Annotated in this window: 24 protein-coding genes; 8 read left to right on the forward strand and 16 right to left on the reverse strand. The window is 64.1% G+C overall.

Translation table 11 applies throughout. The features are described from left to right. Positions 1 to 420: 420 nt before the first annotated feature. The 3 genes from DAES_RS00725 (at position 421) to DAES_RS00735 (ending at position 3,698) form a co-directional block, all read left to right on the forward strand. Entirely contained in the window at positions 421 to 1,323 is a 903-nt protein-coding gene (locus tag DAES_RS00725) for a TIGR01777 family oxidoreductase (protein ID WP_013513110.1), read from the forward strand. Positions 1,324 to 1,435: 112 nt separating this feature from the next. Continuing rightward, positions 1,436 to 2,863 (forward strand): sigma-54-dependent transcriptional regulator, encoded by a 1,428-nt coding sequence (locus DAES_RS00730; RefSeq protein ID WP_013513111.1) that lies wholly within the window; start codon positions 1,436 to 1,438, stop codon positions 2,861 to 2,863. Between the two features lie 118 nt (positions 2,864 to 2,981). Further along, complete coding sequence (locus DAES_RS00735; RefSeq protein WP_013513112.1) at positions 2,982 to 3,698, forward strand: class I SAM-dependent methyltransferase; 717 nt, start codon at positions 2,982 to 2,984, stop codon at positions 3,696 to 3,698. Between the two features lie 544 nt (positions 3,699 to 4,242). Here the strand turns inward: DAES_RS00735 and DAES_RS00740 are convergent. From DAES_RS00740 to DAES_RS00765, 6 genes are all read right to left on the reverse strand, one after another. Continuing rightward, positions 4,243 to 4,992 (reverse strand): SIR2 family NAD-dependent protein deacylase, encoded by a 750-nt coding sequence (locus DAES_RS00740; RefSeq protein ID WP_013513113.1) that lies wholly within the window; start codon positions 4,990 to 4,992, stop codon positions 4,243 to 4,245. 82 nt (positions 4,993 to 5,074) lie between these two features. Further along, complete coding sequence (locus tag DAES_RS00745; protein ID WP_013513114.1) at positions 5,075 to 5,509, reverse strand: thioredoxin family protein; 435 nt, start codon at positions 5,507 to 5,509, stop codon at positions 5,075 to 5,077. Between the two features lie 83 nt (positions 5,510 to 5,592). Continuing rightward, positions 5,593 to 6,030, reverse strand: coding sequence for a PaaI family thioesterase (locus tag DAES_RS00750; protein WP_013513115.1), 438 nt, complete (start codon positions 6,028 to 6,030; stop codon positions 5,593 to 5,595). 4 nt (positions 6,031 to 6,034) lie between these two features. Then, a complete protein-coding gene (locus DAES_RS00755; protein ID WP_013513116.1) occupies positions 6,035 to 6,847 on the reverse strand; it encodes a sugar phosphate isomerase/epimerase family protein in 813 nt (270 codons plus the stop codon). Between the two features lie 228 nt (positions 6,848 to 7,075). Beyond that, positions 7,076 to 7,471 carry a hypothetical protein gene (locus DAES_RS00760; protein WP_013513117.1) on the reverse strand — a complete coding sequence of 132 codons (396 nt, stop codon included), beginning with the start codon at positions 7,469 to 7,471 and terminating at the stop codon, positions 7,076 to 7,078. 327 nt (positions 7,472 to 7,798) lie between these two features. Beyond that, positions 7,799 to 8,473 (reverse strand): CBS and ACT domain-containing protein, encoded by a 675-nt coding sequence (locus DAES_RS00765; protein ID WP_013513118.1) that lies wholly within the window; start codon positions 8,471 to 8,473, stop codon positions 7,799 to 7,801. Between the two features lie 325 nt (positions 8,474 to 8,798). Here DAES_RS00765 and DAES_RS00770 point away from each other — a divergent pair, with 325 nt between their 5' ends. From DAES_RS00770 to DAES_RS00780, 3 genes are read left to right on the forward strand one after another with little or no spacing between them, the layout of a single operon-like run. After that, positions 8,799 to 10,025: an ABC transporter substrate-binding protein gene (locus tag DAES_RS00770; RefSeq protein ID WP_013513119.1), complete on the forward strand. Its 1,227-nt coding sequence runs from the start codon at positions 8,799 to 8,801 to the stop codon at positions 10,023 to 10,025. Beyond that, entirely contained in the window at positions 10,022 to 12,034 is a 2,013-nt protein-coding gene (locus DAES_RS00775; RefSeq protein ID WP_013513120.1) for an ATP-binding protein, read from the forward strand. Before DAES_RS00770 ends, DAES_RS00775 begins: the two co-directional genes overlap by 4 nt. After that, positions 12,031 to 12,777, forward strand: a complete 747-nt coding sequence (locus DAES_RS00780; protein WP_013513121.1) for a response regulator — start codon at positions 12,031 to 12,033, stop codon at positions 12,775 to 12,777. Before DAES_RS00775 ends, DAES_RS00780 begins: the two co-directional genes overlap by 4 nt. Before the next feature lie 99 nt (positions 12,778 to 12,876). Here the strand turns inward: DAES_RS00780 and DAES_RS00785 are convergent, their stop codons facing one another. From DAES_RS00785 to fdhD, 9 genes are all read right to left on the reverse strand, one after another. Next, positions 12,877 to 13,464 carry a peroxiredoxin gene (locus DAES_RS00785; RefSeq protein WP_013513122.1) on the reverse strand — a complete coding sequence of 196 codons (588 nt, stop codon included), beginning with the start codon at positions 13,462 to 13,464 and terminating at the stop codon, positions 12,877 to 12,879. A gap of 12 nt (positions 13,465 to 13,476) precedes the next feature. Next, positions 13,477 to 14,016 carry a peroxiredoxin family protein gene (locus tag DAES_RS00790; RefSeq protein ID WP_236608438.1) on the reverse strand — a complete coding sequence of 180 codons (540 nt, stop codon included), beginning with the start codon at positions 14,014 to 14,016 and terminating at the stop codon, positions 13,477 to 13,479. Between the two features lie 256 nt (positions 14,017 to 14,272). Continuing rightward, positions 14,273 to 14,998, reverse strand: a complete 726-nt coding sequence (locus DAES_RS00795; protein ID WP_013513124.1) for a 4Fe-4S dicluster domain-containing protein — start codon at positions 14,996 to 14,998, stop codon at positions 14,273 to 14,275. 12 nt (positions 14,999 to 15,010) lie between these two features. Continuing rightward, positions 15,011 to 18,040: a formate dehydrogenase-N subunit alpha gene (gene fdnG, locus DAES_RS00800; RefSeq protein WP_013513125.1), complete on the reverse strand. Its 3,030-nt coding sequence runs from the start codon at positions 18,038 to 18,040 to the stop codon at positions 15,011 to 15,013. 25 nt (positions 18,041 to 18,065) lie between these two features. Beyond that, entirely contained in the window at positions 18,066 to 18,296 is a 231-nt protein-coding gene (locus tag DAES_RS17470; protein WP_013513126.1) for a hypothetical protein, read from the reverse strand. 350 nt (positions 18,297 to 18,646) lie between these two features. Further along, positions 18,647 to 19,609: a transposase gene (locus tag DAES_RS00810; protein ID WP_013513127.1), complete on the reverse strand. Its 963-nt coding sequence runs from the start codon at positions 19,607 to 19,609 to the stop codon at positions 18,647 to 18,649. Between the two features lie 14 nt (positions 19,610 to 19,623). Beyond that, complete coding sequence (locus DAES_RS00815) at positions 19,624 to 20,511, reverse strand: formate dehydrogenase accessory protein FdhE (RefSeq protein ID WP_013513128.1); 888 nt, start codon at positions 20,509 to 20,511, stop codon at positions 19,624 to 19,626. Positions 20,512 to 20,846: 335 nt separating this feature from the next. Continuing rightward, the gene (locus DAES_RS00820) at positions 20,847 to 22,118 is read right to left on the reverse strand and encodes a molybdopterin molybdotransferase MoeA (RefSeq protein ID WP_013513129.1); all 1,272 of its coding nucleotides are present in this window, start codon (positions 22,116 to 22,118) and stop codon (positions 20,847 to 20,849) included. A gap of 1 nt (position 22,119) precedes the next feature. Further along, positions 22,120 to 22,899 (reverse strand): formate dehydrogenase accessory sulfurtransferase FdhD, encoded by a 780-nt coding sequence (fdhD, locus tag DAES_RS00825; RefSeq protein ID WP_013513130.1) that lies wholly within the window; start codon positions 22,897 to 22,899, stop codon positions 22,120 to 22,122. Positions 22,900 to 23,034: 135 nt separating this feature from the next. Here fdhD and mobB point away from each other — a divergent pair, with 135 nt between their 5' ends. Continuing rightward, a complete protein-coding gene (mobB, locus tag DAES_RS00830; protein ID WP_013513131.1) occupies positions 23,035 to 23,586 on the forward strand; it encodes a molybdopterin-guanine dinucleotide biosynthesis protein B in 552 nt (183 codons plus the stop codon). Here mobB and mobA read toward each other — a convergent pair. Beyond that, positions 23,583 to 24,248, reverse strand: coding sequence for a molybdenum cofactor guanylyltransferase (gene mobA / locus DAES_RS00835; protein ID WP_013513132.1), 666 nt, complete (start codon positions 24,246 to 24,248; stop codon positions 23,583 to 23,585). The genes mobB and mobA overlap by 4 nt on opposite strands. A gap of 79 nt (positions 24,249 to 24,327) precedes the next feature. Here mobA and DAES_RS00840 point away from each other — a divergent pair, with 79 nt between their 5' ends. After that, positions 24,328 to 25,200 carry an alpha/beta hydrolase gene (locus DAES_RS00840; protein ID WP_041271519.1) on the forward strand — a complete coding sequence of 291 codons (873 nt, stop codon included), beginning with the start codon at positions 24,328 to 24,330 and terminating at the stop codon, positions 25,198 to 25,200. Positions 25,201 to 25,230 lie beyond the last annotated feature (30 nt).

Here is a 25,230-nt window from a genome sequence, read left to right on the forward strand (position 1 = left end):
AGTCTGTGATCGGGTCTCCCGCGTCGGGCACCAGTAGCATCGGGCCGCTGGCGAAACAGTTGGGAGCGGTCGAAGACTCCGCTCCCGCCGGGTTTCGCCCTGTCGCGGTCCGACGCAACTGGTGCCTCGACGCTCCCGCCCATTGCGGGGCTGGCGAAGGGAGGTTGGGGTTGGTGTGGCTGGGCAGGACATAAGACAAGATCAGGATACTCTTTTAAAATAACCCCTGCCGCGTGAAACAGCGATGGCTTGTCCATCCCGAAAGGGTGGGCAGGCCATCGCTGTTTCACGCGGCTCTTGCCGCCGGAGGCATTTTGGCGGGGCGACATGATAAATGGGTCAACGCGGTGGCGGGTGTGGGGAAGGCGTGGTATCATGGCTGCGGAGTCTGGAGAGTGGACAGGAAAGGGGGACTGAGCGATGCGGGCAATCATTGCCGGGGGGACCGGCTTCATCGGGCAGGCGCTGGTGGGCGAGTTGCGGGGCGCGGGGTGGGAGATCGTGGTCTTGTCGCGTTCGCCGGGCAAGGTGGCCGAGGTGTTCGGGGCGGGGGTCATCGGCATGCGCTGGGAGGGCGGCGACTGGGCGAGCCTGCTTGGGCCGGACACGGTTATCGTCAATCTGGCGGGCGAGAACATTGCTGCCGGGCGTTGGACCGGGGAGGTCAAGGCGCGCATTGTTTCGAGCCGGGTCAATGCTGGGCGGGCGCTGGTCCAGGCGGTGCAGGAGGCCGGGGTTCTGCCTGGGGCCTTTGTGCAGGCGTCCGCCGTGGGCTATTATGGGCCGCGCGACAACAATCCGATCGATGAGACAGCCGAGTCCGGCTCTGGGTTTCTGGCCGAGGTCTGCCGGGCCTGGGAGGCGTCCTCTGTCGCGCTTGAGGCCATGGGCGTGCGCCGGGTGATCGTGCGCACGGGCATGGTCCTGGGACATGGCGGCGCGCTGGCCCGGATGCTGCCGCCGTTTCGATATTACATGGGCGGGCCGCCCGGCACGGGTTTTCAGGGCGCGTCGTGGATTCATCTGGCCGACGAGGCGGGCGCGATCCGTTTTCTCATGGAAACCCTGCAAGCGCAGGGTCCGTATAATCTCACTGCGCCGAACCCGGTCCGGTTCAGGCGGTTCGCCCGCGTTCTTGGTCAGACCCTGAACCGGCCATATCGGCTCAATGTCCCGGCCTTTGCCCTGCGTCTGCTTTTTGGCGAGATGGCCGACGAGGTGTTGCTCTCCGGCCAGCTGGCCCTGCCGGGGAGGCTTGTTGAGGCCGGGTACGTCTTCCGGTTCCCCGAGCTGGAGGGCGCGCTCAAGGACCTGCTGGGGTAGGGCCGTGACTGTGGCGCATGGTAGTCATGCGCCTTGAATCAAATCGCGCAGTGGCTTATGGTGCGCAATCGGCGGGTCGTTTGGCCGGGCCATTTCACCCCAAGGAGCATCGATGGGCGGGCAGATACTGATCATTGACGACGAGGAGGGCATCCGCTTTTCCCTGCGCGGCATCCTTGAAGACGACGGGCATGACGTGATGGAGGCCGAATCCGGCGAGCAGGGCTTGGAACTGCTCGGCGCCCATGTGCCGGACATGATCTTTCTCGACATCTGGCTGCCCGGCATGGACGGCCTTGCCGTGCTCGACACCCTCTCGCGCGACCACGAGGGGCTGCCCGTCATCATGATCTCCGGCCACGGGACCATCGAGACCGCGGTCAAGGCCCTCAAGAAGGGAGCCTTTGATTTCATCGAGAAGCCCCTGTCCCTGGAAAAGGTCGTGGTGGCCACGCGAAACGCCCTGGAATTCTCGCGCCTGCGTCAGGAAAACCTCGCCCTCAAGACCCGCATCACCTCGGAGCAGCCCGTGGTCCTCACCGGTAGGTCCGAGGCCATCATGTCCCTCAACGGCGTCATCTCGCGGGTGGCCCCCACCGATGCCTGGGTGCTCATCACCGGCGAAAACGGCACCGGCAAGGAGATCGTGGCCCGGTCCATTCACAATCAGTCGAGCCGCCGCGACAAGCCCCTGGTGGCCGTCAACTGTGCGGCCATCCCCGAGGAACTCATCGAGAGCGAACTCTTCGGCCATGAGAAGGGCGCGTTCACCGGCGCGGACAAGGCCCAGGCAGGCAAGTTCGAGCTGGCCGACGGCGGCATCCTCTTTCTCGACGAAATTGGCGACATGAGCCTGAAGACCCAGGCCAAGATCCTGCGCATTCTTCAGGAGCAGTCCTTCGAGCATGTGGGCGGGCGCAAGACCATCACCGTGGACGTGCGCGTCATCGCCGCCACCAACAAGGATCTGCTGCGTGAGATGGAGTCCGGGAACTTCCGCGACGACCTCTACTACCGGCTCAAGGTCTTTCCCCTCGAACTGCCGCCCCTGCGCGAACGCACCGAAGACGTCTCCCTGCTCATCAGCGATTTCATCGACATGCTCGTGCGCCAGCACGGGTTCAAGCCCATCGCCTTTGACCCGGCGGCCATGGACGCCCTCAGGGTCTACCCCTGGCCCGGCAACGTGCGCGAGCTCAAGAATTTCGTCGAGCGCATGTTCATCATGTATGCCGGGGAAACCGTGACCCCGGACAGGCTGCCGCCGGAATTCAAGCCCGCCCAGTCGGCCCGGCCCGCCCTTGTCCTCCACGATGTGAACCCCAACGACCACGATGGGGTCGGGGCAATCGGCCTCGACACCCTCATCGCTGAAGGGCCGAGCGACCTCAAGGAGGCGCGCGCCCAGTTCGAGGCCCGTTTCCTCGAGGCCAAGCTCCGGGAGTTCGACGGCAACATCACCCAGCTCGCCAAGGCCGTGGGCCTGGAACGCAGCTCCCTCTACCGCAAGCTCAAGGCCTACCGCATCCAGATCGACTGACGCCGGGCCGATTCGCGCGGCCCACTGTTTACACCGCCCCGCAAGAAGGTCATACTCGCACAGGGAGTGACCCTGGCTCTGTTTTCAGGCCCGGACGCCACGACACCCGGAGGGAAGCATGGATTGGGACCCGGAACGTTACGAGCAATGGTTCGACACGGCCGAAGGACGGTTCGCCCTTGATTGCGAGACGCGGCTGCTCCAGTCCGTGCTCGCGGGCTGGCCCCGGCGCGGACACAAGTTGCTCGAACTGGGCTGCGGCACCGGCCTGATCCTCGAAATGCTCTACCAGATGGGCTTTGATGTCACCGGCCTGGATAACAGCCCGGAAATGATCATGGCCGCGCGAAGAAGACTCGGCAACCGCGCCGAACTCCACCTGGGCAACGGCGAACTGACCCCCTACGCCGATAACGAGTTCGACTATGCGCTCATCTGGGCCACGCTCGAATTCTCCGACGACCCCGCCGCCATGCTGACCGAGGCCGCCCGAGTGGCCGAAAAAGGCGTCCTCGTCGGATTCCTCAACAAGCACTCCCTCTACTATGCCATGAACGTGCGCAACACCGGCTCCACCCTGGACGCCGGCACCTGGCACACCTGGTGCGAAATCCAGGACATGATCAAACGCGCCACCGGATTCCGACCCACCACCGCCCAATCTGTCCTGCCCGGCCCCCTGCAAACCTGGAAGGCCGGACGGCTCGCCCAATGCGTCAACTGCGGCCTCTACCCACCCTTTGTAGGAGCCTTCGGAGCCGCACGAGTCGATTTTGTCAACATGAAACCCCTCAACCCCCTCTTCGCTTGGCGCACCGAACCCGAAATGGGCTGACAACCCGCCAGCAGCGCAGAATAAATGCCTCCGGCGGCCAGGGCGCTGCCCTGGACCCGCCAAGGGCCTAAGGCCCCTGGACCCCAAGCGAGCCTCCGGCGGTAAGAGCCGCGTGAAACAGCGAGGGCCTGCCCACCCTCCGGGATGGACAGGCCCTCGCTGTTTCACGCGGCAGGGTTAAATTCAGAAGAATCTTTTGATCTTTTCTTTATGTCCTGCCCATCCCCGCCCTCCCCGCCCTCCCTTCGACAGCCCTGCAATGGGCGGGAGCGTCGTGGCACCAGTTGCATCGGCCTGCGGCCCGGCGAAACCCGGCGGAGGCGGAGTCTTCGACGCCGACAACTGTTTCGCCAGCAGGTCGATGTTACTGGTACCCGACGCGGGAGACCCGATCACACGTCTTCAAAAGCGGTTTTTGCTTACTTTTGGCCGCTTTGGCCCAAAAGTAAGTCGCGACGGAGGAGCGAAATCCTCACCCAACGCCCCAGTCCGCCGAAGGCGGCTTCCTTATCCCTCCCCCTCTTCTCTTCCTCCCCCTCCCTGCTCACCCCCTCCCCATCACCATCCCCACCAGCTCCGGCACCAGCACCCCTGCCCTGCCCTGCAAAAAAACATCACTGAACCCATACGAATACCGTGTCTCATACAAATTGATCTCCACCACCTTGCCCCCGGCGTTCCTGACCTCATGCGGTATCCGCCCGGCTGGCATGACCTCCCCGCCCGTGCCCACGATGAGGCAGACATCGCTCTGCCGGGCCAAATTCGTGGCCGCCTGGTGGACCTCAAAGGGGATGGGTTCGGAGAAGAACACGAAGTCCGGCTTGAGCAGCCCGCCGCAGGCGGGGCAGGGCGGCGGCAGCCGGTCGAGCGGGATGGAGGCGGAGTCAAAGAACGCCCCGCAGTCGAGGCACTCCATCCGCCGGGTGGAGCCGTGGTATTCGTAGACGGTTTTGCTGCCTGCTGCCTGATGCAGACCGTCGATATTCTGGGTGATGATTGCGGCCAGTCTGCCCGCCTCTTCCAGTTTGGCCAGGGCGAGATGGGCCGGATTGGGCCGGGCGCGGCCCAAGGTGTCGAAGAAAATTTCCTTGAGCAGGGGCCAGACTTCCTGCGGATGGCGTTGGAAATACGTCTTTTCGAATTTGTCCGGGTCGTGTTTGGACCACACGCCGCCCGGCCCGCGAAAGGGCGGGATGCCGGATTCCACGGAGATGCCTGCGCCGGTGAAGGCGATGGCGCAGCGGGCGTTTTTCAGGATGGTGGCGGCGTTCTCCATCGCGTGGTTGGACACGGGCTCCTCCTTGGTCGACCCATAGCACGAGGCGCGGCCAAAGAGAAACCCGGCGCTGACACGGCTGGGGAAGCAGGGGTGCCTAGAGGTTCTGCCGCACCCAGGCCTCGATGTCGCGGGCGTTCATGGCTCCGGGCTGGCGGGCGATCTCGCGTCCGGCGCGGAACAGGATCAGGGTGGGCACGGCATGGATGCCGAAGCGCGCGGCCACTCCTTGCTCCTGCGAGGTGTCGATCTTGGCCAGCCGCACGGCGGGGTGGAGCGCCTTGGCTGCGGCCTCGAACTGCGGGACCATCATCAGGCACGGGCCGCAGGTTGGGGAGTAGAAATCCACGAGCACGGGCCCGTCGTTCTTGGCGATGTGCCGGTCAAAGGTCGCGCCCACCAGTTCCAGGGGGTGGGTGTCGAACACGGTGGTCTTGCATTTGCCGCAGGTGGCCTGGGATTCGCGCCCGGCCTGGACGCGGTTGAGCGCGCCGCAGCCGGGGCAGACAAGGATTCGCGTGGTCTGGGTCATGGGATTCCCTCCGGGGTGTGTTCCCTGAGAATAAGCATGTCCGGGCCGTTGGCAACCGGGCGGCGGGACTTTTGCGCGGGGGATCAGACCATCAGGAAGGTGGCCGTGGCCCTGGCCGCCTCCTGTCCGGGGCCAGCCTGGTTTTCGAGGTTTGATCCCAGGTCGCGGATCACGGCCTCGGCAAAGGCGACGCGCTTGCCGCGTTTGATCACGCGGGCCTCGCAGATCAGGACGGTATCGACGGCCACCGGGCGCAGGTAGCTGACGTTCATGTCCACGGTGGTGGTCTTTTCGCGCGGGGCGTTGCCTGCCAGCACGGCATGGGCCATGGCCTCGTCGAGCAGGGTGGCCAGGACTCCCCCGGCGACCATCCCGGCCCCCTGGATCATATCGGGCTTGGCGTGCAGGCGCAGCCTGGCCCGTTCGGGCTGGAGCGCCTCGACCTCGATGCCGAGGAAGGCGAAGAGCGGGTTTACTTTCTGGTCCGGGCAGCAGACCTTTTCGAGATAGTTGCGCGGCATGCGTTCACTCCGGGGTGCTGGCCAGGTGGCGTTCCATGTCCTGGCGGAGGGTGGCGAGCAGGGCGACCGTACCGTCGATGTCGTCGGGAAAGGCCGCTGGTTCGAGTTCCAAAGTCACATAGCGCGAGTAGCCCCGGCTGCCAAGATGGCGCAGAAAGTCGGCAAGGGGCAGACACCCCTTGCCCGGCGTCAGGTGCTCGGTGTGGCCCCTGGCGTCCGAGTAGTGGACGTTGTAGAGCATGTCCATTGGAACTTTTGCGATGGAATCCATGACGTTGCGTCCAGAAACGCCCATGTGGCAGACATCGAAGGTCAACCCGACGTTGCGGTCGCGGCACTGGTCCAGGAGCTTGTCCAGGGGATCGCGCGAAAAGGGCGAGCCCTCGGCCCAGGGCATGTTCTCAAGGGAGAAGCGGATGCGGCCCCTGGCGTCGAGGAGCAGGGGCAGATCGCACGCCTTTTCGAACCAGCGGTTGGTGATCATGTTGGCCAGCTTTGAGCCGGGCGGGTGCATGGTGATGTGGTCGGCGTGGGGCAGGGAGTTGGCCAGGGCCGTGGTCGCCTTCCACGAGCCGAGGTGGCCGCCCCAGGCCGCCCAGTCGCGAAACGGCGCGTGCAGGCTCATGATGGGCAGCACCTCGCTGATACGTTCGAGCTCCGGGCCGGGCACGAGCTTGGGCGAGTTCATGATCAGCTCCATGCCCACGAATCCTGCGTCCCGCCCGATGCTCGCGATGCGCTTGAGCGGGAGGTGGAAGAGGCAGCCTGCCGAGAGCAGGATGGTGGGGCCGGGCCCGGAGCCGGATGGCGCGTTCATGCTCCACCAATACGGCAGACCGGGCCCTGGCGCGACAGGAATTTCGGGGAAGGGTGCAATCCGGCTGGTAAACGGCAGGCCCAAGGCTCGGAACACGGCCAGGGCGTGAAGGCCCGCCTGGGCAGGCACCGCGGGCCGCCGCCGGGCAGACATCCGAATGCGGCAGGGAACGCCGCAATAATCGGCAGCGTAAAAAACAATGAATTAAGCTAATTGCCTGTTCAGCAGTTATCGACGCGCTTTGGTCGGTGATTTCTCGATGAGGTCGATGATGACCAGTGCCCAGGCCATGTCGCGCTTGTTGTCCTCGGTCATGGCGTCCAGGAGCCACTGCTTGACGGGCCGGAGGGTGGCCTTGAGCTGGTCCGGGCCGTGGGTGTCGATGGCATAGGCGGCCTCGAGGCCGTCCAGGCACAGGGTGTCAAACAGCGGGTCGAACCCGGCCATGTGGTGGGCGGCCAGATTGCGCACCGTGAGCAGGCCGTAAACGATGGCCTCCACCTCGCGGTAGTCACGGCCCCAGATTTCGGCCCCGGAAATATTTGGCCGCGCGGGCCTCTCCGGCTGGCTGCGGGTCTTTGCCACGGACTCCCTGAAGGCGTCCAGGGCCACGATGCTTCCCATATTGGCTCCTTGTGCTGTGCTGGTCTCCCCTCTCATCGGTCAACTCGGTTCGTAGCTTAAGAGGTCGGCCCGTATCTTCAGAGGCCGACCCGGAACCGACGAGGCTGCCGCGCGGCTCGACGACGGGCGCATCCCCTGGCCGCACTGGCCGGCGGCGTGGGTAGCTCCTAAGTGTTAGCCTTGAGCCCACCGCTGTCGTCATTTGTTAATTGAATTAAATTAGATTTTTATAAGTTCGCAAGGTTATCGGTAAGCAAGGCGTGCTCCGCAAAAAAAGGGGGCTGCAGGAGATTCCAGCAGCCCCGGTGACGTGTCTGGCGAAAGGGGTTAGACCACGCGGTGGACCGGGTCGGTGACCCAGTAGACCACGTCGAACTTCTCCTCCATCCCGGCCTTGATCCGCTTGAGGTCGGGTTTTTCCATGTCGCGCATGCGGATGTAGACGTGCTTGAAGCCGACATCCTCGGGCACGTTGTGGGTCATGACCGACATGATCCGCGCGCCGTTCTCCTTGAGATAGTCGAGGACCGGGGCAAGGCTGCCGGGGCCGGTGGAGATTTGCAGGCAGACCTGGACGCCGCCCTCGTAGACGCCGGATATTTCGACCAGCACCTTGAAGATGTCGGTGTCGGTGATGATGCCCACCACCTTGCCGTCGCCGTCCACCACGGGCAGGCCGCCGAAATTGCCTTCGAGCATGAGCACGGCGGCCTTTTCCACGGTCTCGTCGTCGCGGATGGTGGTCACCTTCTTGGTCATGATGTCTTTGATCTTGACCTCGGAGAGCAGGTAGTACAACTCGTGCATGTCCAGAGTCGTGGCCTTGGACGGCGAGGCGTCCTTGATATCGCGGTCCGAGACGATGCCCGCGATCCGGCCCGATTCGTCCACCACGGGCAACCGGCTGATGCCGTGGTCCTTCATCAGCTTGGACGCCTTCATCATGGACCGCTCCGGGGTGATGGTCACCACGTTCTCGGTCATCCAGTTCTTCACCAGCATATGTTTTCCTCCTGTGTGATTCTGTTTGGCGGTCCGCTCTCCGGCAGGCAGCCGGGGTAAGGCGCGTCGGTTCCAGACGGGGCTTGGACGGGCTTCAATCCATATATCCGCAACTTGCCGTTTTGGCTAGTCTTGAGGCATTGTCGCCGCAGGGAATCATGCGGGACATGCGGGCCGGCCTCAGGTCGGCCCGGCAGGCGCGGGGAGGCAGTTGGGTCTGAATCGTGGGCAAATGGGATTGTCTTGTGTTTTTGCATTGGCGCCAGTAGTGACGAAACAGGTGTGTCCCGAAAAAGGGAAATGCACAAACCCCCGGAGTCTGACCATGGGCAAACCGTTGTGGACCTTCGTGCTTATCGTGTTTCTCATGGGCGTGGCTGGTTGCGACTCCACGGGCGAATCCGATCCCGCGCGCAGCGAGACGCCCGGCGTTTCCAAGGACGAGATACGGCTCGGCTCGTCGCTGGCCCTGACAGGCCACGCCGGGTATCTGGGCACCCAGACCCTGCGCGGGGCCGAGGCGTACATCCGCTTTGTCAATGAGGGCGGCGGCGTTCATGGCCGCAAGATACGCATCATCTCCTATGACGACTCCTACGATCCGCCCCGCTGCCTCTCCAATACCCAGGAGCTGATCATTTCCGGCGATGTCTTTGCCCTGTTCTGCTATGTGGGCACGCCGACCACGGTCAAGGTGCTGCCTCTGGTGGAGGAGGCGGCCATCCCCCTGGTGGGCATGTTCACCGGGGCCAACGCCCTGCGTGAGCCGTTCAACCCCTATGTGGTCAACATCCGCGCCTCCTACTATCAGGAGACCGAGACCGCCGTGCGGCATCTGGTGGAGGATCTGGGCATTTCCCGCATCGCGGTCTTCTACCAATACGACGCCTACGGGTTTGACGGGCTCATCGGCACCGAGCTGGCCCTCAAGGAGTATGATCTCGAACCCGTGGCCCGCAGCTCGTACATCCGGGGCACGCAGAGCGTGGCCGAGGGCATGGAGAAGATCAGGGTCACCGGGGCCGAGGCCGTGGTCATGATCGGCACCTACGACGCCTGCGCCCGGTTCATCTCCGTGGCCCTGGCCGCCGAGTACGACCCCATCTTTTACAACGTCTCCTTTGTGGGCGCCGAGGAGCTGGCGCGCCGGGTCGGCCCGGACGTGTCGCCTGTGGTGCTCATGTCCCAGGTGGTGCCCCAGCCAGTGGCCGGGGCGGACGGGGCGGACGATGTGGCGTCCCAGTATGTGCGGCTGCTGGCCCGGTATTTTCCCGACGACACGCCGAGCTTTGTCGGGCTTGAGGGGTTCCTCAACGCCCGGATCATGGTCGAGGGGCTGGAGCGGGCCGGGCGCGACCTGACCCGTCAGGGCCTCATCGCGGCCATCGAATCCATCCGCGACTACGAGCTTGGGCCGGGGCTGTCCATCACCTATGGCCCGGACGACAGGCAGGGGCTGGAAAAAGTCTATTTCACCCGGCTTGAGGGAGGGCGCTTCGTGCCCCTGGTCGATTGGCAGGCCCTGGTCAGAAGGCCCGGAGGTGAGCAATGAACATCAGCCAGCGAGTCGCCTTCCGGTTTTCCAGGCTGGGGTTGCGCGAGAAGATCCTGTTTTCCATGCTCGTGGCCGTCTTGTTCATCAGTGTGGCCATCGCTTTTGTGGCCCGCTACATCCTGGTCAGCTCGCTCACCCACGAGCTGGAGATGCGCGGCGAGGCCATCGCCTATTCCGTGGCCGAGCGCGGCGGCTCGCACATCCTGGACAACAACGTGCCCCAGCTCCTGGCCCTGATCTTTGACGAGACCCGGCTGCACCAGCGCAAGTATCTGGTCTCGTACATCTTCATCGAGAATCAGGCGGGCGAGATACTGGCCCATACCCTGACCAGGCCGCTGCCGGAAAACCTGCTGACCAACCGGCTGCCCGCCGGGGCGCAGGACTCCATCAAGCTCGTGTACCTGGACGGCGAGCCGGTCTTTGATCTGGCTGCGGCCATCAACGAGGGGCTGTACCGCATCGGCACGGTCCATGTGGGCCTGAACAAGAGCCACATCGACGCCCTGGTGGGCAAGCTGCGCGTGGCCTTTCTCGGCTTCATTTCCGGTGTCATCGCCATCACCATCTTTCTCAGCTCGTGGCTGACGCGCTACATCACCCGTCCTGTGTCAGACCTGACGCGCCTGTCCGACGAGATCAGCCGGGGCAACTTCGACATCCCGCTCAAGCTCGGCCCGGACGAGGACTGGGACGCCTCGAGGTGCCCGGCCTTCACCAACACGGACCTGCCGTGCTGGCATTTCGATCAGGCCCGCAGCACGGCCAGCCCCGGCGGGGAGTACCGCAAGTGCGCCAGTTGCACCTTCTATCGCAAGCACGAGGGCGACGAGGTGGTCCAACTGGCCGACTCCTTCAGGAACATGGTCTGGTCCATCAAGCTCTATCGTCGCCGCCTGCGCGAGTCCGAGGAGAAGTACCGCTCCCTGTTCGACTCCGGTCCGGACCCGATCTTCGTGGTCGATTGCGAGACCGGGGAGATTCGCGACGCCAACCCCCGCGCCGTGGAACTCTACGGCTATTCGAGGGCGGCCCTGCACGGCATGCGCTTTGTCGAGCTTGGGCCTGATCACAACGAGAAGTGCGTGAACTTCTTTGTCGATGGTGGCGGGGGATGCGTGTATTTTCCCAAGCAGATCCACTACAAGCGTGACAACGAGCCGTTTTTCGTCAACATGCACGCCTGCCCCATCTCCTACCGGGGCCATCACGCCATCATCATCGCGGTCACGGACATCACCGAGATGATCGAGAAGGACGCCCAGCTGATCCAGGCGAGCAAGATGAAGTCCCTGGGCGAGATGAGCGCGGGCGTGGCCCACGAGATCAACCAGCCGCTCAACGCCATCAAGATGGGCAGCGACTTCCTGTGCCTCATGGGCGAGGAGAACGCCGACGTGCCCAAGGAGCATTTCATGGAGGTGGTGCGCGAAATCTCCATCCAGGTGGACCGGGCCGCGGAGATCATCAACACCCTGCGCTCGTTCGGGCGCAAGTCGGATTTCATGGAAGAGCGGGTGGACCTCAACCAGCCGGTGCGGGCCGTGCTCTCCATGCTCAGGCGGCAGTTCGAGCTGGACAACATCAGCTTTGATCTGGAGCTGACAGAGGGGCTGGCACCGGTCATGGCCCACTCCAACCGGTTGCAGCAGGTGGTGTTCAACCTGGTGGCCAATGCCCGCGATGCCATCAACGACAAATCGTCGCCCCATGACGAGGGCTCGGATCGGCGCATCTCCATCCGTTCCGGGGCCGAGGGGGCATCGGTGTTTATCGAGGTGGAGGACACCGGCTCAGGCATTGACGAGGAGGATCGCGAGAAGATTTTCGAGCCTTTCTTCACCACCAAGGAGGCAGGCCAGGGCATGGGCCTTGGGCTGGCCATCACCTATGGCATCGTCAAGGACTACGGGGGAGATATCCGCATTCGCAGTGAAAAGGGCAAAGGCTCGGTCTTTCGCATGCAGTTCCCGGCCGCAGTGGCCCGGGGAGGCTCCAGACAATGAGGGACAAAACCGTGAAAGAAACGATACTGGTCATAGACGACGAGCGGCCAACGCTCAAGATGTTCACCCTGCTGCTCTCGGCCCTGAATTACGAGGTCATCACCGCGGAAAACGGGCTGGAGGGGCTGAACCTGTTCAAGGAACATCATCCGCCGCTGGTGCTGACCGATATCAAGATGCCGGTCATGGACGGCATTGAGGTGCTCAAGGAAATCAAGAAGATCAACCCCATGGCCGAGGTGGTGGTCATCACCGGCCACGGCGACATGGACCTGGCCATCCAGGCCCTGAACCTCGACGCCACGGACTTCATCAACAAGCCGCTGCGGCGTGAGGCGCTGGAGCTGGCCCTGTCGCGTGCCGGGGAGCGGCTGGCCATTGCCAAGAGCGAGATGGAGCAGATCGGTCTGGAGGAGCGGGGCGACGCGGTCATCATCCGCGTACGTGGCAACATCACGGGCAACACCGTGCCCCATCTGGCCGAGAGGCTGGCCGAGGCCAGACGGCTCGGCAGGAGGGTCATCCTCATGGACTTTGACGAGAATTCGTCCATCAACGGCGCGGGCATCACCGGGCTGACCACCCTGCTCAGGCAGTGCCGCGACGCGGACGTGCGCGTGATCCTGGCCGGGCTCTCGGACAACTTCCGGGCGGTCTTCGAGTCCGTGGGCATCACCCGGCTGGCCGAATTGTTCGACTCCCAGGCGGACGCGCTGGACACGCCGGGCAGCCGTAGCGCCTAGCCGACCGGGACACGGGACCAAACGATTGATCCGGCGGCCACACCATGTGGCCGCCGGATCAATCGTTTGGCGATGCCGGATTGCGGAGCCGGGTGCCTGTCAGTCGAGTTTTTCCACCTCCCGGACCAGCAGACCGAGGTCGGGCCGGGTGTTGATGTCGTGGACCTCGATGAAGCGAAGCACGCCCTGCTTGTCGATGACGAACAGGGCGCGTTCGGCCTCGCCGCTGGAGCGCAGGATGCCGTATGTGTCGGCCACTGCGCCGTGGGGCCAGAAATCCGAGAGGACCGTGAACCTCAGCCCGCCCATGGCCTCGACCCAGGCGCGCTGGCTCGGGGTGTTGTCCACGGTGATGCCAAGGAGCACGGCGTCGTGTTCCTCAAGGATATCCGTTATCAGATTGTAGCCCGGCCATTGGTCCGAGCAGACCGGCGTCCAGGCCGCGGGCACGAAGGAGAGGACCACGTTTTTCCTGGCGCGAAAATCGCGCAGGCGCACGGGCGTGCCCGCCAGGTCTGGCAGGGTGAAATCCGGGGCCATCTCGCCCACGGCCACCCGGAGCACGCTGTCCATGGGCTTGGCCGGGCCGCGCGCAGGGTCGCCCAGGGCCGGGCCGTGCAGCGCCAGGGTCAGGGCCAGAGAGGCCAGGGCCGCCACGAGAATCCGGTCGGCGAAACGAGTGTGCATGGCCTGTCCTCCCTATCTGGCCTTGGCCAGGGTCATGATGGTTTCAAAGATGTCCTTGGCAAGCTCCCCCTCGGCCTCGTAGAGCAGTTCCGGTGCAGGGCCGCTGGTCCTGACGATGTAGTAGGTGGGCGCGACCGGCTCGCCCAGGGCCTTGTGGATGGCGTAATCCTCGTCCTTGAACAGGGGGAAGGGCACGTTGAATTTGTCCTGGTAGAAAGTGGTCTCGAATTCCGTGTTGCCGAGGGCAAGGCCGATGACGCGGATTCTGCCCTCCGGGTCGGCTTTGCCGAGGCGTTGGAATAGCTCATTGAGGGCCGGGGCGTCCTGCTGGCAGATGGGGCAGTACATGCTGTAGCCCTCGATGAACAGGATGTCGGCCTTGATTTCCGAGAGCCTGAAGGGGTTGGTGTCCACGCCGAGATAGGTCTTTTGGGCGTCTGTCAGCGGGCCGGTGAGCGTCAGATCGGGAAAAGTCTTGGGGGATTGGGCTGCGACTGTGGCCGTCATGACCAGCAGGATCATGGCCGCGAGCAGGGAAATTCGCATTGTCATCCGGTCCTCGTGTCCTGTTGCGGTTGGGGCCTGACTCCCTGGCGGCGCAAAGCGGCGGGTCCGGCCTGGGGGGGGGCTGTGTTGCCTTTTCATAAGTATAATGGGCCCCGGCACAATAGCAATGGCCGGGGCCCGGAATTCTCCGTGTGCCGCGTTGCCGCAGGTCCGATACGGCAGGCTTACGGAGGTGTTCTGCCTGTAAAATTGGTGATCCCCCGGCGCGGGCCATTGGTCCGCGCCGGGGGGATTGTGTTGTTTAGCTGTTCATGCGCTTCAGCGGCGCGGCGAGCTTGGCCAGGAACTGCTTCCTGCTCATGGGGCCCTTCTGGATGGACGAGGCGTCGGCCTCCAGATACTCGTAGTAGCTGCTTGCCTTGGTCTGGATCAGATAGATGACCCGGACCATGTCCACATCAACCAGTTCGGCGTTCGGGTATCTCTTCTGGGCCGCTTCAAGGTTCTTTTCGGCCAGTTCGAGCATGTCGTCGCGATTGCCGAAGTTCATGGCGCCCGTGGGACAGGTCAGCACGCAGGCGGGCAGCATGCCCATCTTGACGCGGTCGTTGCACATGTCGCACTTGACCACCATCCCGGTCTCTGCGTTGACGCGCGGGATGTTGTAGGGACAGGACATGGCAAAGGCGTCCTTGTTGGGCTCCTTGGCCGTGAGGCTGGTGTAGACCACGGCCCCGGTCTCCTGGTCGTGGACGATGGAACCGGGCACGGTCATGGCGTCCAGGCAGGGCGGCTCAATGCAGTGGCGGCACTGTTCGGGGAAGAACAGCCACTCCATTTTGCCGTTGGTCTCAAGCTCGTTGAACCGGACCAGTTTGAGGGTTTTCCCGGAGAGATCCTTGGGGTTCTGGCGTGATCCCCAGTTCTCGGTCTTCTCGGCGGGGAGCTTTTTCCACTGTTTGCAGGCAACCTGGCAACCACGGCAGGCCGTACACTTGGTCAGGTCGATGAAGAAGGTCTTACTCATTTCATTCCTCCTTTACGCCTTGCGGACGTTGACCATGAAGGCCTTGGTTTCAGGGATGCCGGTATTGGGATCACCGACGGACGGGGTCAGGAGGTTGGCCGAATCGCCGCCGTCCTTGGGCCATGTCCAGCCGTAGTGCCAAGGCAGGCCCACCTGATGGATGACCGTTCCCTGGACGTCGAAGGGCTTGAACCGCTTGGTGACCATGGCCTTGGCCCAGAGCGAGCCGCGCACGCTCTCGACGATGACCTTCTCGCCGTTCTTGATGCCCCTGAGGGCGGCCAGTTCTTCGCTCATTTCCACGAAGATCTGGGGCTCCATCTCCACCAGCCATTCCTGGTTGCGGGTCATGAGACCGGTCTGCCAGTGTTCGGTGACGCGATAGGTGGTGCCCACAAAGGGGAACCTGGGATCGCACACGGCCTTGTCCTCGTCAGCGTAGGAAAGGGCCGTGGGGTTGTGCAGGGTGCCGGAGAACGGATGGGTGTTCACCGGGCATTCCAGCGGTTCGTAGTATTCCGGCAGCGGCCCGTCATCGCGGCCAGGGCCATAGAGCTGACCAAAGCCGTGCTTGCGCATGATGAAGGCGTGCTTGTCGCCGGGAGCCCAGCCGCCGTCCGGGACATCGCCGACCCATTTTTTGTCTGGGCCCTCCCAGGCGATAACGGCCTTGTCAGGGTTCCAGGGCTTGCCCTGAAGGTCCACGGACGCCCTGTTGTACAGGATGCGCCGGTTGACCGGCCAGCACCAAGAGAAGTTCGGGTACAGCCCGATCCGCTCCTGTTCCGGGGTCTGGGCCAGGCTGCGGCGTGCGGCCATGTTGCCCTTGTCGGTGTAGGAGTTGCAGTACAGCCAGTTGCCCGAACAGGTGGAGCCGTCGGCCTGGAGCATGGCAAAACTCGGCACCTGCTCGCCTTTTTTGTAGACCGTGCCCTTGATATCCACGTCGCGGGTGAAGTGGCCGTTGATCAGCTTGGCGGTCTTGTGCGGGTCGAACACGCCGTTGGTGGCGATGGCGTCCCAGTTGAGCCGGAGAATGGGCTCGGGGTAGACGCCCCCATCCTTCTTGTACAGGGCCTGGATCTCATGCATCAGTTCGTACATCAGGTCGCCATCCGGCTTTTGGCCGTTGGGCGTGTCTGGACCTTTGTAGCGCCACTGCATCCAGCGGCCCGAGTTGCTGATGGAGCCTTCCTTCTCGATGGACACGGCGCAGGGCAGGAAGAAGACCTCGGTCTTGATCTTTGCGGGATCCATACCTGGGCCTTCCCAGAACCAGCCGGTCTCGTTGGGGAAGATGTTGACGTTCACCATCCAGTCGAGCTTGGTCAGCGCCTGGCGGGTTTTGTTGGAGTTGGCGCCCGAGCAGGCGGGGTTCATGCCCCAGGCCAAGAGCCCCTTGAACTGTCCCTTGTCCATCTTGTCGAAGATGGTCAGCCAGGAGTATTCGGCTGCCGAGGCGGAATCGAGCTTGGGCAGGTAGTTGAAGGAGACCGCCGGGTCGTCGTCCATCCACATGGCCTTGAGCAGCGACGCCGAGTATTTCGGGAAGTTCTGCCACCAGTTGGCGGATTTGGGGTCGTTTGAGACCGGGGTGTTCGCCTTGTTGTACTCCTCAAGCGACTGATGGATCGCCTTGGGCGTGGACAGGTAGCCGGGCAGGATGTGGTAGAGCAGACAGTGGTCGGTCGAGCCCTGGACGTTGGCCTCGCCGCGCAGGGCGTTGACGCCGCCGCCAGCGATGCCGATGTTGCCCAGCAGCAGCTGGATGATGGCCATGGTGCGGATGTTCTGCACGCCTACGGTGTGCTGGGTCCAGCCCATGGCGTACATGATGGTCCCGGCCTTGTCCTTTTTCCCGGTGGCTGCGTAGGTCTCGTAGAGCTTGACGAGGTCCTCGCGCTTCATGCCGGAGATGTCCACGACCTTGTCCAGGGTATAGCGTGAGTAGTGCTTCTTGAGCATCTGGTACACGCACTTGGGATCCTTGAAGGTCGGGTCTTTTTTGGGCACGCCGTTTTCATCCATGGCAAAGGCCCACTTGGACTTGTCGTAGGTCCGGGTCTCGGCGTTGTATCCCGCGAAGATGCCGTTGTCGAAGGCGTAGCCGTCGCCAACGATGAAGGAGGCGTTGGTGTAGTCAAGGACGTATTCCTTGAAGGTCAGGTCGTTTTCGAGGATGTAGTTGATCATGCCGCCCAGGACGGCGATGTCCGCGCCGGAGCGGATGCCGGCGTACATGTCCGCCTTGGCCGAGGTCCTGGTGAAGCGGGGGTCCACATGGATGACGGTGGCACCCATTTCCTGGGCCCTGGTCACCCACTTGAAGGAGATGGGGTGGTTTTCGGCAGCATTGCTGCCCATTATGAGAATGCAGTCACTGTTCTTGAGGTCGATCCAGTGATTGGTCATCGCGCCGCGTCCGAACGACTCTGCCAGAGCCGCAACAGTTGCGCTGTGTCAGATACGCGCCTGGTGCTCTACGTACACCAGGCCGAGGCTGCGGAGCATGGTCTGGTAGGCCCAGCACTCCTCGTTGTCGAGAGCGGCGGAACCGAGCGAGGCAATATTGTCGCACCGGTTGACCATCTGGCCGCGAGAGTTGACGTGGGTGAACCCCTCGTCGCGGGTTTTCTTGATGTTGTGGGCGATCTTTTCCAGCGCCCAGGACAGGGAGACCTTCTTGAACTTGTTGGCATAGGGAGCGCGGTAGAGGACGGAGTCGGGCCTGCGGTCGTTCTCGGCCAGCTGCCAGATGGACGCGCCCTTGGCGCACAGCGCGCCTTCGTTGATCGGGTGATCCGGGTCGCCTTCGACGTTGATGGCCCGTTTGGTCTTCAGGGACGTGTTGACGAGCAAACCGCAACCCACTGCGCAATAGCAGCAAATGGTCGTGGTCTGCTTGCTCCATTTCGGGTCCATGGCCGCTGCCCGGTCGACCACGTCGGCCTTGGGCGTGCAGCCAAGCCCGAGTCCGCCAAAGGCCGTGGCAACGGCTGCGGTGGCGGAGAGCTTGAGGAAATTCCTTCGGTTGGTGTGCATGAGACCTCCTGATGTTGAGTGCGGCTCAACGCCCGCGTATCTCGCGACACAATGTCACGAGAAGCGAGTAGCCGCTTGGCTGCGCCACAAGGGCCGGAAAGGGCAGGCTCGGACCCGCGTCGCCTGACTGGCGATGGCGCACCGGGGCCATGCCCCGCGCCGCTTCCCGGACTCCATCCATGGCGAAGCCCAGCCCGGCAAAGGGGTGGGGCGTCGCCGTCTTGGCAGCCGCTGTCTGGTTGAATGAATTTCGCATACGCGTACCTCTCCCATGTATCATTGATACCCTTATGGGCGGCCTGGGGAAAAACGGCAACCATATCAGTCTTGCGCGTGGTGTCGCACAGCTGTTTTTCGTCGGTTTTCGCGCATCGTCCCGGAATCATGGACGTTCAATTGTGTCATTTTTGACATAGCCAGTTTTCTTCGTTGCGTTTTTGCACCGAATCGGCAGCTTGGCGAGCGGGCTGGGGATGGATCCTGGCGGGTGTTGCCCCTGGTGGCGGGGCGGCACGGTTCTGATAAAAAAACGAGTTCCGGCAGCTGGTTGTGGCCGGCAGGAGTGCCCAGGTTCAGGGCCGGGGTCTTGGGCGGGCCTGGGTCAGGCTAGTCGATGGTCGGGACCAGGGCGCAGAGGTAGGCGGCCAGGATTTCGCCTATGGGCCGTCCCTCGTTGTTGAAGCGGAACTCCAGTTCCTTGAGATAGAGGGGGAACCGCTGGCAGGAAATGCCGCGAAACCGCTTGATGCGCTCCTGGGCAAAGGCCCAGAACTCGTCGTCCACCGCGTCGATGTAGGGCTTCTCGTCATAGCGGCGGATGATCTCGTAGGGCAGGGAGTCGTTGCCGCAAAAGAGCAGGGCGTCGTATTCCTTGTAGCGGTCGGTGTAGACGAGGTTGCCTGTGCGGATGAGCTTGAGATGGAAGTTCATGTGGAAGTGGAAGAGGGTCTCGGCCTGGAATCCGGGCACCAGATCGATGAAGACCAGCCCGTCGCGGCGCAGGATGCCGTAGACCGGGATGGTGTCCATGCGCATGTCGCGCGGGCCGCCCGTGAGGCGGCTGCCCTTGATGTAGGAATCAAGGCCCGTGGCCCGGCCCAGCACCTGGCGCGCGTCGATGGCGTGGGCCACGATGGCAAAACGGATGGCGGTCAGCGCCTTGTACACGGTGTTGTAGGACAGGCCGAGGCGCTGCTTCATCTGGTGGACGCTGCATTCGTCCACAAACAGGGTGATGAGGTTCAGCCACTCCAGGGAGGTCAGTGCGCCATTGTTGATCCAGCGGCCAGAAAAGGGGTGGAAGGTGTACTTGCAGTCCGCACAGCGCAACCGCTCGCCCGACAGGTCGTAGACCTTGCGGTGGCCGCATCTGGGGCAAAAGGGCGCTCCCGTGGGCCAGGTCAGGTCCAGCAGGAAGTCGCGCGCCCGCTTCTCGTCGCCGAGCAGGGCAGAGAAATCCGCAGGCTCCACCTGCGAGGCACAGTGCGGCGGGGCTGTGGCCCGGCCTGCCCCATGGGCGCATCGGGCGCTGACGCCCGACGGTTCCCTGGTGGTCGTTGCTTCGGACATGGCTGCCTCCAGTCTCAGAATCCCCAGGCGGACAGGGTGGCCCGCCGATATCCCTGCCCCGCTGCCACATAGTCCAGCGCCAGGGAGTCCAGGTCGTCGAAGACAGGCAATGGTATCCTGTCGAGCGCGCGAAAGTCTATGGTCTTGATGTAGGTTTTGCAGCTTTCACAGACATCGACGCGGAAGCCGGGTTCCTCGTCCACGGTGAAGAAGGTCAGTTTCTTCTGGTCCTCCTCGCCACAGACCGGGCAGGCGATGCGCCGGATGCGGTAATCATGGCGACAGAACGAGCAGGAGGCGTGGCGGAATCCCTCCTTCTCCTTGAGCAGCGAGATGAGTGGCAGGCTGCCGCAGATGGGGCAGGAGCCGACCTGTGGCGTCTTGGTCGGGGGTAGTTTGCCGACCAGTTGCTCGGCAGCGGCCTCTATGGAGGGGCCGAGCGAGGCCAGGGCGAGGAAGGGGAGCGCCTTGGGCGCGCCCGGCGTGCGCTCCACCCAGGAGGCAAAGAAGGTAATGTCTTCGGACAGATAGCGGCGGAAGAGCTCTTCAGGCGTCATCTCGCCGCTTGTGAGCGCCTTGCCCACGGTCTTGGCCGCCTGCCCCAGGGGGCCGCCCGCAGCCTCAAGCAGCCCGATCAGCTGGCCCAGTAGGTCCGCCGCCTGGGCCGGATCGTAGGGAAAACACTCGCGGGCCACCAGGGGCACGCCCTGAAGCACGGCCTGGGCCGGGGCCAGCTCAGCATCGGGCGGCAGAACCACCTTGGCCGTGGCGCGCGCCTCCAGTTGCAGGTGGGCCACCTTGTCCAGGAGGTCGACCAACTCGGCCGAGATGTAGGATTTCCCCCGCAACTGGGAAATCTTGGTGTCCAGAGTGCGTCCGGCCTTGTCCTTGTTGAATTGCATGGGTGTGTCCTTATGGCTGTTTCCCCGTGGGGTTTTCCGTTCCAGGATAATCCTATGGGCCTGCCGTTGGTCTTGCCAACGGTTCTGCACTTGCTTGCGTTCTGGCACAAATAATGTAAAAGATCAATGAATTCAATAAATAACAGAACGGAAACTATGCCTATTTCGGCATAATTCTGACTTGTTTGGTCAACAATTCAGGGGCTTCCGAAAAGTGAAAAAAACCGCATTTTTGTGTCGGAAATGTGAATCGGCCCGGAGGAGTGTCCGGAATCGGGGCGGAATCGTCGGGGCAAGGCGGACGGACCGGGTTGCCGGGCACATGGCTGGCCGGTTCAGTACAGGGTGGTCAGCACCTCGACCTCGTCACCGGGGAGCATGGCCGCGTTGCCTGCAAGGACCACCGCGCCGTGGGCCAGGGCCATGGCGAGCATGGGGGGCGAGTCCGGGCCGGTCAGGGGGGTGGCGGTCATGCACGCCCCAACGCGCTTGAGGGAGCACAGGGCCAGCCATTCGCCGCCCGGTCGTGTGGAGATGGCGGTGTCGAGGCGGGCGGTCAGGGGCTGCACCGGCTCGGCCAGTCCGCGCAGGCGGCGCACGGCGGGCAGGATGACGGCGTGGAAGCAGGCAAACACGGCTGCGGGCGGGCCGGGAAGGCCAAAGAGCAGGGTGTTGTCCCGGTGGGCGGCGAACATGTTCCGGCCAGGGCGGATGTCCAGGCTGTCGAAGAGAGTGACGAACCCGGCCCGGCGCGCGCCGACGCGGGCAAAATCGCGCTCGCTGCGGCCCGTGCCCCCGGTGGTGATGACGATTTCCGGCAGGTCCGGGGAAGAGAGCAGGGCCACCAGCCGCTCCTCGTTGTCGGGCAGCACCCCGGTCTCGATGCGCTCAAGGCCGCAGCGGGCCAGCAGGCCCGAGGCCATGACCAGGTTGTCGGCAGGGAATCGGGCGGTGGGGCTGCCGCTGTCGTGAGCGTGGGCCAGGGTCGGGTCCGAAAGTTCGCTGCCCAGGGCCACGACCCTGGCGCATGGCCTGGGGTGGACCGGGACCGACTCGATGCGCGTGCGGATCATGACCGCTGCGGCCTGGGGCGTGATCTCGCTCCCCTGGCAAACAATGGTGTCGCCATGGGCGATCTCGCCGCCCGCGGCGCGGACAAACCAGCCAGGTCGGACCGGTTCGCGGACCTCGATGCATTCCGGGATATCCTGATTGCGGCACGGAGCGGATTTGGCGCATCCCTGGATGGTCACGTCCTCCTGGGCCAGGACTGCGTCCGCGCCGGGCGGGACCATGCCGCCAGTCAGTACGCGGGCCGTGGTGCCCGCCTCTACCGGGCGGTTGGCCCCGGATTCGGCGCGCACGGTGTGGGTCACGCGCAGGACTGTCGGCCTGCCCCCGCTGCTTCCGGCGATGTCGGCAGCGCGCACGGCATAGCCGTCGCGCACCGAGCTGGCGCGCTCGGGCACGTGGCACCCGGCGCTGATATCGGCGGCGGCCACCAGCCCGACGCAGTCCATGGGCGACAGCGCGACCGGCTCGGATGGCCGGGCCGCGTCGAGCAGCCGCCTGAGGGCCTTGCGGCGGGAGATGGGGCCGTCCTTCATGTCAAAATCCGATGATCCGCCCGTTGTCGTTGTAGACCCAGAAGCTGTCGTCCTTGGCATTGCCCACCAGGGTGATGCCGGTCTTGCGCGCCAGTTCCACCGAAAAATTGGTGGCCACCGCCGTGGAGACCAGGATGGGCACGCCGATGCGCACCACCTTGAGCAGGATCTCCGAGGCCACGCGCCCGGTGGAGACGATCAGCTTGTCGTCCACCGGCACGTTGTCCAGAAAGCACTGGCCGCAGAGCATGTCGATGGCGTTGTGCCGCCCGATGTCCTCGCGGAACAGGAGCATCTCGTCGGGCGTGCACAAGGAGGAATTGTGGCACCCGCGCGTTTCGTTGTAAAGGGTCGATCGGGAGTGCAGCTCGCGGACCAGGGCCAGGATCTGGTCGGGCGTGATCCGGATGTCGCCCCCCAGCCGCCGCTTGGACACGGTCTGGACGTTGCGCCCGAAATTGGTGCCCTTGCCGCAGCCCGAGGTGATGGACCGCTCCATGATCCGGTTCTCCCACGGGTCGTGGCAGGTCTCCACCTCGGCCACCAGCCGCTGGTCGTCCCGGCGCACGGTCAGGTCCGTGATCTGGTCCGGACTGGTGATGAAGGCGTCGGACTTGAGGAATCCGACCGCGAGATATTCCGGATACTTGGCGGTGCAGAGCAGGGTCACCACCTCGCGCCCGTTGAGCATGATGGTCAGGGGTATTTCGCTGATGGAAGCGATGGGCTTGCGTGTGAAACCCTGCCTGTATTCGTGAACGTCGTAATTCTGGGAATCCATGGTTCGCTCCCTGTCGGCGCGGGCCAAACCCGGCGGACGTGGCTTTTTCAGTCTGCCTCGAGTATATGACCCCCAGGCGTGTCGGCGCAAAGAAGCGCCATTTCCCCCAGCTCTCACACTGACGAGGTTGTGCCCATGTCCGTTCCCGTCATCTGCATTGTCGGCAAGAAAAAGTCAGGCAAGACGACCTTTATCGAAAAACTCCTGCCCGAGCTGGCGGCCCTGGGGCTGAGCGTGGGCACGGTCAAGCACGACGCCCACAGTTTCGAGATGGACCGCGAGGGCAAGGACTCCTGGCGGCACCGGCAGGCCGGGGCGGCCACGGTGGCCGTGTCGTCGCCCACCCAGGTGGCGGTGATCAAGTCCGTGGACCGCGAGATGTGGCTGCCCGAGCTGGCCGAGACCTTTTTTGCCGACCGGCATCTGGTGCTGGCCGAGGGCTATTTCCGCTCGGACATGCCCAAGATCGAGGTGTTCCGGGCCGAGGCCCACGCCGAGCCCCTGTGCGGCCCCCACAACAGCGGGGAGAAACGGCTTCTGGCCATGGTCACGGACGACCTCGCCGGTTCCGCCGATCCGGGCGTGCCGGTCTTCGGCCTGGACGAAGCCCCCCAGGTGGCCGCCTGGATCGCCCGCCGCTTCCACGGCTGGGTGCAGAGCGGTTTGTGGAGCGCGGAGCGCGATTAGGGGGTGTCCCCGGCGGCCATGCGGCGGGCCAGGTCCAGGTCGTCGGGCCGGTTGACGTTGAGGAACGAGACAAGGTCCGGGTCGCCGGGTCGAAGCTCGGCCACAGGCACCTCCCGGACCTGCACCCGGTCGAAGAAATCGATGATCTTGAAGTTTCCGTCCGCCAGCTGACGGGCGATGTGGGGCAGGCAGCGGCGGGAGTACACGGCGGTCAGGGGTTCGCGGTAGCCGTCCTCTTTCAGCGGCAGGACCACGTCGTCATCGGGCTCGACATGGGCCAGCAGCAGCCGGACCAGACCGGCCTGGAGAAAGGGGGCGTCGCAGGCGGCGAAAAAGCCGTGGCTGGTGGCCATGGCCTCAAGCCCGGTGTGGATGCCGGTCAGCGAGCTGCGCGCCTCGAATTGGTCCAGGGCCACGGGCAACCCCAGGTGCGCAAAGGGTTGGGCCTCGCGCGCGGCGATGATCACCTGGGGGAAGATGGGGCGGTACACGGCCAGCAGCCGCTCAATGATGGGCGTGCCGCCGATGTCGAGAAAGGCCTTGGCCACATGGCCCATGCGGCTGCCGATCCCGCCCGCCAGGATCACCCCTGTGAAGCTGTTCGCGCTGTTCATGGCCGCAGGGTAAGGCAAGCCAAAGGCAATGAAAAGGGGCATGGACATTTTTGCCGCCCGTTGCCTGCCCTGTTTCCCTGCGTGACCAGGGGTACCCAAGCGGCCCGGTCCCATGTATGTTCCGGCCATGACGACCCTGCTCAAGATCGTTGCCGTGCTGGCCGCCGCCTATGTCTGCCTGACTGTCTGGGTCTATCTCTCCCAGCGCAGGCTCCTCTACCAGCCCACCCGGACCGTGACCGCCACGCCCGCCGACATCGGGCTGGCCTATGAGGACGTGCGCCTGGTCAACGCGCTCGGCACTGAGCTGCACGGCTGGTGGCTGCCCCATCCCCAGGCCCGCTTCACCCTGCTCTTCTGTCATGGCAACGGCGGCAATGTCTCGCACCGGCTCCACTCCCTGCGCCTCTTTCACGACCTGGGGCTGTCCGTGCTCATTTTTGACTATTCAGGGTATGGCCGCAGCCTGGGTGAGCCGTCCGAAGTTGCCACCCGGGCCGATGCCCGCGCTGCCTGGGACTGGCTGGCGCAAAGGGGCATCGACCCCGGCTCGGTGATCCTCTTTGGCCGCTCTCTGGGCGGGGCCGTGGCCGCCCGGCTGGCTGCGGACGTGGTTGCGGATGTGGCTGCGGAGGGAACGCCCGTGGCCGGGCTGATCCTCGAATCCACCTTCACCTCGGTGCCGGACATGGGCGCGCGCCTCTACCCCTGGCTGCCCGTGCGCCTGCTCGTCCGCGACCGCTACGATTCGACCAGGGCCCTGGCCGGACTGCAAACGCCCGCCCTGTTCATCCACTCCCCGGACGACGAGATCGTACCCCATGCCCTGGGCCTCGCCCTGTACGACGGCTACCAGGGGCCGAAATCCTTCCTTGCCCTGACCGGCGGCCACAACGACGGTTTTCTGCTTTCGGGCCAGGACTATGTGGCGGGTCTGGTCCGCTTCCTGGCCGGACTCCAGGTCCGCGCCCCAGGGCCAGGGGCGGAAAATCCTGCCTGATTGGAGGGGCAATGTTTTTTCAAGATAAAG

It is taken from the genome of Pseudodesulfovibrio aespoeensis Aspo-2 (genome assembly GCF_000176915.2).
Taxonomy (GTDB): Bacteria; Desulfobacterota; Desulfovibrionia; order Desulfovibrionales; family Desulfovibrionaceae; genus Pseudodesulfovibrio; species Pseudodesulfovibrio aespoeensis.